Below are 10,519 nucleotides of genomic sequence, written 5' to 3'. Positions count from 1 at the left end.
CCTGCTGGGCGGCGTCCTTGGCGACGACGGCTTGGTCGGTGGCTTGCTCGGCGGTGACGGCGGCTTGCTGGGTGGCGTCCTTGGCGATGACGGCCTGGTCGGCGGCCTGCTCGGCGGTGACGGCGGCCTGCTGGGTGGCGTGCTCGGCGACGACGGCCTGGTCGGCGGCCTGCTCGGCGGCGACGGCGGCCTGCTGGGTGGCGTGCTCGGCGAGGACGGCCTGGTCGGCGGGCTGCTGGGCGGCCTGGTTCCGGGTGGCGGCACAGGCAGCGGCGAAGGCCTGATCACCACGGTGCAGAACACCGTCGATGACCTGCTCGGCGGCACGGCCGGAGCGCCTGTGGGCCAGCTGCTGGATGCGGTGATCAACCCCGGCACCGGCGCCCTGTCCGTGGTCACGGGCCTGGTCGAAGGCGTGACCCAGGTGAACGGCGGCCCGCTGGGCGTGGTGACGGACCTGGCCAACGGCCTGACGCAGGTCCAGGGCCAGGCACTGCAGCCGGTGATCGGCACCGTCAACGGCGTGCTGGCCGGTCTGACGGGAGGCGACGGCCTACTGGGCGGCGTGGTTGGCGGCGTGGTCGGCGGCGACGGTGGCCTGCTGGGTGGCCTCACGGGCGACACCGGCCTGGTCGGCGGCCTGCTCGACACCGTGGCTGGCGACAACGGCATCGTTGGCGGCCTGCTCGGCGGCGACGGTGGCCTGCTGGGCGGCCTCACGGGCGACACCGGCCTGGTCGGCGGCCTGCTCGACACCGTCGCCGGCGACAACGGCATCGTTGGCGGCCTGCTCGGCGGCGACGGTGGCCTGCTGGGCGGCCTCACGGGCGACACCGGCCTGGTCGGCGGCCTGCTCGACACCGTGGCCGGCGACAACGGCATCGTTGGCGGCCTGCTCGGCGGCGACGGTGGCCTGCTGGGCGGCCTCACGGGCGGCACCGGCCTGGTCGGCGGCCTGCTGGAGACCGTGGCCGGCGACAACGGCATCGTCGGCGGGCTGCTCGGCGGCGACGGTGGCCTGCTGGGCGGCCTCACGGGCGACACCGGACTGGTCGGCGGCCTGCTGGAGACCGTGGCCGGTGACAACGGCGTCGTCAGCGGCGTGCTGGACACGGTGGCCGGCGACAACGGCATCGTCAGCGGCGTGCTCGACACCGTGGCTGGCGACAACGGCATCGTCAGCGGTGTGGTCAACACGGTCGTCGGCGACAACGGCATCGTCAGCGGACTGCTGGGTGGCGGCAGCAGTGGCGGCGGCCTGCTGGGCGGGCTGCTGGGGGGATCGTCCGGTGGCGGACTGCTCGGAGGCCTTCTGGGCGGCACTTCGCAAGCGGCAACGGCCTCTGTGGCCGAGCTGGATCCGATTGCCACCTCCATCAGCAGCCATGCCAGCAGCACGGCCGATGCAGCAGCCAGCGTGTTGACGCAGCAGTTGCACCACAACGCCCTGCTGTGAGCTGCAGCGGCGCCTGCGGGCGCCGCATTCCTTCCCTGCGCCGCCGCCTCGCGGTGGCGGCGCACGTCCCAGGAGATTTTCCATGTCACACACTCTCAGGCTGTGCACCATCGTGCTGCTGGCCGCAGGCCTGGCCGCCTGCGCTTCCACCGCCACCACCAGCACGCAGCGTTCCGAACACCACTACGCCTTCGGCAAGGCCCCGGCGCCTGCGCCGGCCAGCTCCGGCGTCGCACCCGTGGTGGCCACGAGCCAGGCCGACCAGCGCGGTCCCGCCAATGTCGCCCACATCGTCTACTTCGACTTTGACGCCTACACCATCCGCAGCAGCGACCGGGCCATCGTGGAAAGCCATGCGCAGTGGCTGCGCAGCAATCCCGGCCGCTCGGTGATGCTGCGCGGCCATACGGACAGGCGCGGCGGCATCGAATACAACCTGGCGCTCGGCCAAAAACGTGCCGACGCGGTGCGCAACAGCCTGCAGCTGCTGGGCGTGAATCCGGCCCGCGTGGAGTCCGTCAGCTACGGCAAGGAGCGGCTGGCCGACGAAGGCACGAGCGAAGACGCCCACCAGCGCAACCGGCGCGTGGAATTCGACTACCGCTGAGCCGCCGCGCTCCGCACTCGCCTGCCGCCGGGCCGCCATGAAAGAACAGATCCGTACGCGGTCAGCGCACCGCAGCCCGGCGTCCCGTTCCCACGGGAAGCGCAGCCTCCCACTGACCTTGACCGAGGCCGAGAGCATGTTGTCGCAGCAATTGGCAAATGGCCTGGAGTACCTGGCACGGCACATGGTGTTGCTGCCCGAGCCCTACCCCGGCTGCATTCTTTTCTTCACGGTGGCGGCCGAGAACAAGGCCGCCTCCGTCTTCCATGTACGCGCCACCACGCTGGAGGCCGCCTGGCGCGAGGGGGCGACCCGCGTGCGCCAGTGGGCCTGGGCCCGCAAGCGCGATGAGGTCGATCTGCGCATCGACTGGGTCCAGGACATCACACCCCTGGAGGCGGACAGTCCCCTGCCCGATTGCCGTGCCTGGACCGAGATGCCCCTGCGCTCCCTTGCCCTGGCCGATGCCAGCCTGGAGCGCGCGCAATTGCTGCACCCCTTGCTGCCCGATCCGCCCCAGGGTGGGGCTGCCGGCGCACCCGACGATGAGCCCCCCCTCCCACGCCCCCTGCATCCCCCCTGCCTGCTGCTGCACCTGCGCGGCATGTACATCAGCGGTGAGCATCCCGCCTTGGCCGTGCCGCGAACCGACCCGCCGCAGCAGCGCCTGTGGCCACACCTCGTGCCCGTGCACGCCGCGGTCCAGCAGCTGCTGGCGCAACAGGGCAAGGAAGGGAGCTGGCCCGGTTGCGAAGACGTGTGCGACCACCTGGGCGTGACCTACGCCCTGCTGCAGGCCCAGCGCCATGCGGGCAGCGCCGCACTGGCGCAGGCCATTGCGCTGGCCATGGGCCACGTGGAGCAGCGGCTGCAGCCGCTGCCCGGCGACTGCCTGTCCGGCGCGCTGGCCATGCTGGTGCTGGCCCGCCACCTGCGCAACAGTTTTGTGCTGGGGCCGGGGGCCGACAGCCAGGCCCGCGCCCGCATTCCGGCGCTGATGGACCCGCTGGCGGAAAGCCTGCTGTCCACCGCGGCCGCGTCGGCCAGCGCCACCAAGGCCGAGGCTGCGGCCCACGCCGATGCATCCCGCAGCGGCCAGCCCCTGCTGAGCTGGGCCGAACTGGCCATGCATGCCTATGCCAGCTCCCGCCCGCCCACCAGCGACAGCCCCACGCTGCGTGCGGCGCGCAGCGCCCTGCCCGAGACGGCCGTCCTGCCCGCCGCCTTCCTGCAGGCCGCGCTGCCGCCGCTGCTGCGCATGCCCGGCAGCCCCGATGACCGCCCTGGCGGGCAGGCCGACGACCCCTGCGCTCGCTGGATAGGCATTGCACTGGTCGAAAGCCTGCAGCTCGACGCTGGCCTGGAGCCACAGCCCACGGACCTGCTGCGCCAGTGGCAGATCGGCCTGCAGCGCCATCTGCAGGCCCTGGCCCAGCGCGCCATCTGGCCGGAACAGGCGCTGTACCTGCCGCCCGCCCGGCGCCGCCATGCCGCCTTTGCCGACGCCAGCCTGCGCCAGGTGCTGCAGTCCCCGCGCGAAATCGCCTGGCTGCTGGCATCCAGCCTGGCCGGCCTGGAGCTGCTGGACGCGCTGGCCCAGGCACTGCGCTCGGCTGCCAGCCACGCAGTGGCCGAAACCGAACCGGAGCACGAAACCGAAGGCGAAGGCGAAGGCGAAGGCGAAGGCGACGGCGAAGGCGAGGCCGTGCCTGCGCAGGCCGGCAATGGCCCGGATGCGGACGGCAGCCCTGCCAGGGCCTGCTTGCCGGGGGCGCGCGACGGCGAGGCCGCGGGCCGGCCGGCTTTCTCGCCCGCGGCCGGGACCCTGTACCCGTCCATGTCCTGGGAAGGCCCTGCACTGGCCGAGCTGATGAACGGACGCTGGCTGGATGCCCCGTCAGCGCAAGGCAGAGGTGCCGGCACCTGCTGCGCGGGGCTGGACGCCAGCCGCCTGCACCATCAGCCCGGCGCCGCCGTGCTGGTGCGGCGTGCCGGCATGGCCCTGGGCGTGCAGGCCGCCGCGCTGCCCACGCTGCGGGCCTCGGCCCTGATCAGCAGCAGCCCGCAGGGCCTGCTGCACCATGGCGTGCCCGTGCTGCATGTGCCCGACATACAGGAAGGGTTGCGCAGCCTGGCGCAGGCCGCCCGGCGCCGCATCCAGGCGCCCGTGATCGCGGTCAGCGGCTGCGTGGGCAAGACATCCACCCTGGGCATGCTGCGCCAATGCCTGCAGGACGGCGGCGATGCACGGGGCGACGCCCTGCTGTCCCAGGGCACGGCGCTGCAGATGATCAACTGGAGCGAGGCAGCGCCCTGCGCCCTGCTGGAGCTGCCATTGCAGGCACTGCGTGGAGATCTGCCGCTGATTGATCCGGACATTCTGGTTATTACTAATCTTTCAATTAATGACATCCCCAGTACTGGTGACTCCGAGCAGTGCGGACCGGCCGGTCTGTCCGCCTGCCGCAAATACGAGGCGCTGCAGGAAGTCGTGGAAGCCATGCAGCACATGCACAAAGGCAGTGCATTGGTGATCGAACAAGACATAGGTGAAAACCCGTGCATTATTGAGAATGCCCAACGCATGGGAATGCGTCTCATCACCTTCGGTCCGCATTCCAATGCGCAGGTCCGTGAAATGGGGTTTCACAATGGAAATCTGCAAATAAGCATAGACAACCGGCGCCTCGGGATTTCCCTGCAATCGGATGGCCACCACATGGCCCGCAATGCTCAGGCCGCGCTGGCCGCCATGCATGCGCTGGGCTATGCGCCTGCCCAGGTCCAGGCCTCGCTCGCGCACTGGCGGCCGCTGATCGGCGCCGGCCAGCCGCAGCTGCTGCCCAGTGGGATCTGCCTGCTGGACCACAGCCTGAGCAACCACTTACTGTCCATGCATGCTGCTTTTTCCCAGCTGCAGGAGCACGCCCCCCATGTCAGCCGCAGGCTGATCGTGCTGGCCGGCATACAGCCGGGCCAGGTCAGCATGGACACTGCACAGCTGGCGCTGGAGCCGCTGGTGCGCGCGGCCCAGGCCCGGCGCGTGCTGCTGTACGGCGAGCCGCTGCGGCAGCTGGCGGCGGCACTGGCAGATCTTCTGCACGTCAATTGGTATGACGATCTCAATCAATTGATCTGTTCACTTCTTCGCACAACCCATAAAGGCGACACGGTTTTGTTGGCAGGCCGCGCCACTACCAATCTGGCCCTGGCCGCAGATGCCATACGAGACAGTTTCAGTGGACACGGGGCCCACCTAATAGCATCCAGCCCCGCCATCCGCTTTGATCCACATCAAAATCAAATGAACATGCATTATTGATTGAATAAAACTTATAGAGGACTGTATATAACTCGCTACAGTATTTGGGAAACGAGCGCCTTTACATTTTGTAAAGACGTTTACTAAGCCCATCAGAACATGATCCGATACCTTCTTCCCCGCCAGTTGGCCAAGGCCACGGCGATGCCGTCGGGAACGGAGACGGTGGGGGCTTTTGCAACTGCCATCGCCGAGTCCTTCGACCGGGCCGCTCACCAGCTGCGCCGTGCCGCGTGGCTGTCCCTGCCCATCAGTGTGCTGGGCCTGTTGCCATCCATCTTCCTGCTGCAGGTCTACAACCGCGTCATTGCACGCGGCGGCACGGCCACGCTCACGGCCATGGTGGCCGGCGTGCTGTGCTTCCTGGGCCTGGAATGGTGGCTGCGCCGCCGGCGCGCCCGCGCCCTGCGCGAAGCCGGCGCCATGATCGACCGCGATGTCTCCCAGGCGCTGATGCATTCCATGCTGCGCCACCCGCTGGCCGCGCTGGAGCAGCGCTCTTCCAGCCAGTGGCTGCAGCTGTTCCGCGACGTGAGCGCCATGCGCTCGGGCATGTCCGGGGGCCTGGCGACCTCGCTGCTGGACCTGCCCATGGCCCTGCTGGCCCTGGTGGTCATCGGCATCATTGCCTGGCCCGTGCTGCCGGTGATCCTGGTGGCCATGCTCATCATGGGCGTGCTGGCCTGGTGGTGGGCCGACGAGGTGCGCAGCGGCCGCGTGGAGGAAATCGCCCAGGCCCGCATGCTGGACCGGGGCACGGCCGAAGTCTGCAACGCCCGCGCCACGCTGAAGGTGCTGGGCTACGACGCCGCCGCGCGCCAGAACTGGCAAAACGGCTATGACCGCTGGCTGGCCGAGAGCTTCGGCAAGAACGGCGAGATGGAAAACGCGCGCGAAGCCAGCACCGTGCTGCTGACGCTGTTCTCCATCGCGGTGATCACCGTGGGTGCCATTGCCATCAATGCGCAGTGGATGAGCATCGGCAGCCTGATGGCCGTGAACCTGCTGTCGGGCAAGGCGCTGGGCCCCATCTCGCAGCTGGCCAGCAACTGGCGCTCACTGGCCCAGGCCAACGAGGCCGCACGCCGCCTGCAGTCCGTGCTGGAGGAGCCCGTCGAAATCACGGCCGAGACCGTGGACCTGCCGCGTCCCCAGGGCCGGCTGCGCCTGGACCAGGCCAGCTTCCACTATCCGGGCGGCCACGTGGCGCTGGAGCAGGCCTCGCTGGAGATCGGCCCCGGCGGGCTGCACGCCATCGTGGGGCGCAACGGCGCCGGCAAGTCCACCCTGGCCAAGCTGCTGGCAGGGCTCTACCAGCCCACGCAGGGCCGCATCTTCATCGATGAATACGACATGGCCCAGTTCCCGCGCGCCGAGCTGGGCCGCTGGATAGGCTGCCTGGCCCAGCAGGTGTACTGGTTCAGCGGCCCCATCGTGGACGGGCTGCGCATGGTCAACCCCGATGCCGACGACCACAAGATCGTCACCGCCTGCCAGATCTCGGGCGCGCATGGCTTCATCAGCCGCCTGCCCCAGGGCTACCAGACGGTGCTGGGCGAAGGCGGCGCGGGCCTGTCGGCGGGCGAGCTGCGCAAGCTGGCCCTGGCCCAGCTGTTCCTGCGCAACCCCTCCGTGCTGATCCTGGACGAGCCCAGCAACGACCTGGATTTCGAGAGCGAAACCGCCCTGCTGCAGACACTGCGGCAGATTGCGCTCAAGCACACGGTCATCGTCGTCACGCACTCGCTGCGCGTGGCCTCCATGGCCCAGCACCTCTACCATGTGCGCGGCGATGGCGGCATCGAGCATGGCTCGCCCCAGCAACTGCTGCCCCAGCTGTTCGGCACGGCACGCGAGGCCGCCGTGCCCGCAGTGGCCCCCGCACCCGCCGACAAGGCCCCGCACCCCGACCAGCCCGCCGTCGCGCCGGAGCTTGCCTCATGAGAGCCGGCCGCTACGATGATCTGCCCCTGGTGCTGCGCCAGTCGCACCAGCCATCCCGCCCGCTCGAGGCCGGGCCGGCCGGGGCCGGCGCGGATGCATCCGGCGCAACGCCACCCGCAACGCCCCCCGTATCGCGCTGGGCAGGCCTGGCGCGCGGCAAGTGGCTGCTCGCCATCCCGGTCACCGCGCTGGTGATCACCGGCCTGTTCTATCCCGTGGAGAACGTGGTGGTGGCCAGCGGCCAGGTCATCCCCTCCGACCGCGTGCAGACCGTGCAGCATCTGGAGGGCGGCATCGTCACCGCCGTCCATGTGCGCGAAGGCCAGGCCGTGACCCAGGGCCAGCCCCTGCTGGAGATCGACCTGGGCGGCAACAGCCTCAACCTCGAACAGCTCACGGCGCGCATGGCCACGGCCCAGGCGGTCAAGGTACGGCTGGGCGCGGAAAGCCAGGGCAGGCCGCTGCAGCGCACCAGTTTCCCGGCCGACCTGGACCCGCAGGTGGTCCAGGCCGAGCTGGGCGCCTTCTCGGCCCGCGCGCTGGAACACCAGGGCAGCATTGCCGCGGCCCAGGCCCAGCTGCAGCAGGCACGCGGCGACGTGGCCCAGGTCCAGGCCCGCATCGAGGGGCTGGAGACCAATCTGCGCCTGCACCAGCAGGAAGCCTCCATTGCCGGGCAGCTCGCCGCCGAGCAGCTGATCGGCCAGCTGGAAGTGCTGGACAAGCAGCGGGCGCTGGAGCAGGTCCGCGCCGAGCTGGCGGCATCGCGCCAGACGCTGTTCAGCAACCGCGCCAAGATCGAGCAGGCCCAGGCCAAGCTGCAGGAGACCCAGGGCGCCTTCCGCCGCCGCGCCTCCGACGAACTGGCCCAGACCGAACGCGAGCTGGCCAGCCTCAACGAAGACCTGGTGCGCGCCCGGACCCAGCGCACGCGCACCGCCGTGCTGGCGCCCACCAGCGGCTTCGTCAAGGGACTGCGCAGCTCGGGTGCAGGCTGGGTGGTCAAGCCCGGCGAGCCCATCCTCGAAGTCGTGCCCGACAAGGACGAGGTCATCGTCGAAGCACGCCTGAGCCCCGCCGACCGTGGCTACGTGCGCACCGGCCAGCCCACCCGGGTGAAGATCTCGGCCTACGATTTCCTGCGCTACGGCTCGGTGCCCGGCCAGGTCACCCTGGTGGCCGCCGATGCCGACCGCGACCCCAACCTGGCCGACTCGCCCTCGTACTTCCGCATCCAGGCCAGCCTGGAGCAGCCCTGGGTGGGCCGCACCGACAACCGCATCACCACCGGCATGCAGGCCGAGCTCGACCTGCTGCTGGGCCACGAACCCTTTATCTGGTACTTGCTGCGGCCCGTGCTGCGCATCCAGAGCGAAGCCTTCCGGGAGCCCTGATGCAAGGCCGCCCGTCCACTCCCACCACAGGCTGGCACGCCCGGCTGCGCCAGCTGCTGGCCACTGCCTGCTGCGTATCGGCCCTGCAGGCGCTGCAGGCTGAGGCCGCGCCCATGGCGGCCGAGGAACCGGACCTGGCCACCACGGCTGCGGCGGGCACGGCGGAATCCGCTCACGCTCACGCACCCGCACCCGCACCTTCACCCGAACCCGCATCCGTCCCGGTACCCGACGCCGTGGTCCTGCGCCTGGCCCAGCAGCTCACGCCCGGCACCCTGGCCAGCGACAGCGGGCAGCGCCGCCTGCTCGATGCCCTCTACGCCCTGCTCGACGAATACCCCGACGTGCGCAAGGCGCGCGCCGCGCTGGAATCGGCCGGGCATGACGTGAACACCGCGCGCGGCGCGCGCTGGCCCACCTTCAAGGTGGGCACCAACACGGGCGATGCCAAGCTCCGCCGGGGCCGCGAGTCGTACACCGCCGTCAATGCCGAAGTGCGCATGGCCCTGCTCGATGGCGGAGCCATCGGCGCGGGCATCCGCTCGGCCGAATCGCAGGAGGCGGCCCAGGGCAGCGTGCTCTACGGCACGCGCCAGAACGTGCTGCTGGAGGCACTGACCGCCCTGCTGGAGCTGCACCGCTTCGAGGACAAGGCGCGCGTGGCGGCCGAGTCGGCACGCATCATCGGCCAGCTCGCGCGCATCGAGGAGCGCCGCGCCGAACTGGGCGCCGTGGGCCGCAACGACCTGCGCCAGGCCGCCTCGCGCCAGGCCGGCGCCCTGGCCCAGCAGCATGCGCTGGAGTCGCAGCGCATGGATGCGCTGGCCCGCTTCACGCGCTACTTCGGCTTCACGCCCCAGGCCGGCTGGCTGCCCCAGCTCAATGTGCCCGAGCAATGGATGCCGGCCAGCGAAGACTCGGCCCTGCAGGCGTCCGAAGCCGTCAGCCCCGAGCTGCAGGAAATGCAGCAGCAGATCGAGAAGGCCCGCGCCGAAGTCGACCGCAGCAAATCCCAGCGCTTTCCCACCCTGGCCGCCGTGGTGGCCCACACGCGCGACCCCAGCGGCGTGCTCTATGCCGAGGGCACGCGCTACGGCGTGGAGCTGAGCTGGAACTTCGGCAACGGCTTCGAGCTGCGCGACCGCATCCTCAAGGCCATCAACGAACTGCAGGCCCAGGAAGCGCAACAGGAAACCGTGCGCCGCCAGGTGCGCGAGACCGCCTCCGCCGCCTGGGGCCGCACCCAGTCCGGCCGCCAGCGCGAAAGCCAGCTGGCCGACGCCGTGCGCGAGGCGCGCGCCGCCTTCGAGGGCCGCCGGCGCCTGCTCGAAGTCGGCCGCGGCAGCCTGGCCCAGGTGCTGGACGCCCAGCTGGACATGCAGCGCCTGCTGCTGGACGAGGCCGACGCCATCTACGACCAGCGCATCAACGAACTGCGCCTGGCGCGCACCACCGGCCGCCTGCTGCCGCAGGACCCGCCCGACCAATGGCTGAACGCGCTGTTCAGCACGCAAAAACCCATTCCAGCAGGTGGCGGCACGCCGGACCCCTCGCCCGGCACGGTGCCCGGCATGGCTCCCGGCCAGGCCCCCTCGCGCATCCGCCCCGACCCCATGGACGCTGCCGTGGCCACCCTGTCCGCCAGCTCCATGCCCCAACGAATCCAGCTGCGCCTTGAGCAGCAGTTGCGCCCCATTTCAGACGCTTTTCAAACCACCGCCGCGCGACAGCAGTGGTGAAGTGGGAAGCAGGGGTTCCCGTGCAGCGGCCGGCTTGGGCCCATCGCCAGCCGCTGC

5 protein-coding genes and 1 pseudogene are annotated in these 10,519 nt (G+C 70.4%); all 6 read left to right on the top strand.

The annotated features are described in order from the left end of the window. A pseudogene (locus ACF8NF_RS00710) lies at positions 1-1,456 on the top strand (hypothetical protein); the annotation flags it as partial. 82 nt (positions 1,457-1,538) lie between these two features. Beyond that, positions 1,539-2,063 carry an OmpA family protein gene (locus tag ACF8NF_RS00705; RefSeq protein WP_392449904.1) on the top strand — a complete coding sequence of 175 codons (525 nt, stop codon included), beginning with the start codon at positions 1,539-1,541 and terminating at the stop codon, positions 2,061-2,063. A 136-nt stretch (positions 2,064-2,199) separates the two neighbouring features. Then, positions 2,200-5,385, top strand: a complete 3,186-nt coding sequence (locus ACF8NF_RS00700) for a Mur ligase (protein WP_392449903.1) — start codon at positions 2,200-2,202, stop codon at positions 5,383-5,385. Positions 5,386-5,484: 99 nt separating this feature from the next. Then, the gene (locus ACF8NF_RS00695; protein ID WP_392449902.1) at positions 5,485-7,329 is read left to right on the top strand and encodes a peptidase domain-containing ABC transporter; all 1,845 of its coding nucleotides are present in this window, start codon (positions 5,485-5,487) and stop codon (positions 7,327-7,329) included. Continuing rightward, a complete protein-coding gene (locus ACF8NF_RS00690) occupies positions 7,326-8,723 on the top strand; it encodes an HlyD family type I secretion periplasmic adaptor subunit (protein ID WP_016450682.1) in 1,398 nt (465 codons plus the stop codon). The genes ACF8NF_RS00695 and ACF8NF_RS00690 overlap by 4 nt, the downstream gene beginning before the upstream one ends. Then, entirely contained in the window at positions 8,723-10,462 is a 1,740-nt protein-coding gene (locus ACF8NF_RS00685; protein WP_392449900.1) for a TolC family protein, read from the top strand. Before ACF8NF_RS00690 ends, ACF8NF_RS00685 begins: the two co-directional genes overlap by 1 nt. Positions 10,463-10,519: the final 57 nt, after the last annotated feature.

The organism is Delftia sp. WSY_22 (genome assembly GCF_043104185.1).
GTDB classification, from domain to species: Bacteria; Pseudomonadota; Gammaproteobacteria; order Burkholderiales; family Burkholderiaceae_C; genus Comamonas; species Comamonas tsuruhatensis.
Note: the sequence above shows the minus strand (reverse complement) of the source record. Positions and strands in the feature narration are given on the sequence as shown.

Bases quoted from the DNA above. Each gene is read 5' to 3' on its own strand.
- ACF8NF_RS00705 (WP_392449904.1), top strand. From the start codon at position 1,539: ATGTCACACACTCTCAGGCTGTGCACCATCGTGCTGCTGGCCGCAGGC.
- ACF8NF_RS00700 (WP_392449903.1), top strand. From the start codon at position 2,200: ATGTTGTCGCAGCAATTGGCAAATGGCCTGGAGTACCTGGCACGGCAC.
- ACF8NF_RS00695 (WP_392449902.1), top strand. From the start codon at position 5,485: ATGATCCGATACCTTCTTCCCCGCCAGTTGGCCAAGGCCACGGCGATG.
- ACF8NF_RS00690 (WP_016450682.1), top strand. From the start codon at position 7,326: ATGAGAGCCGGCCGCTACGATGATCTGCCCCTGGTGCTGCGCCAGTCG.
- ACF8NF_RS00685 (WP_392449900.1), top strand. From the start codon at position 8,723: ATGCAAGGCCGCCCGTCCACTCCCACCACAGGCTGGCACGCCCGGCTG.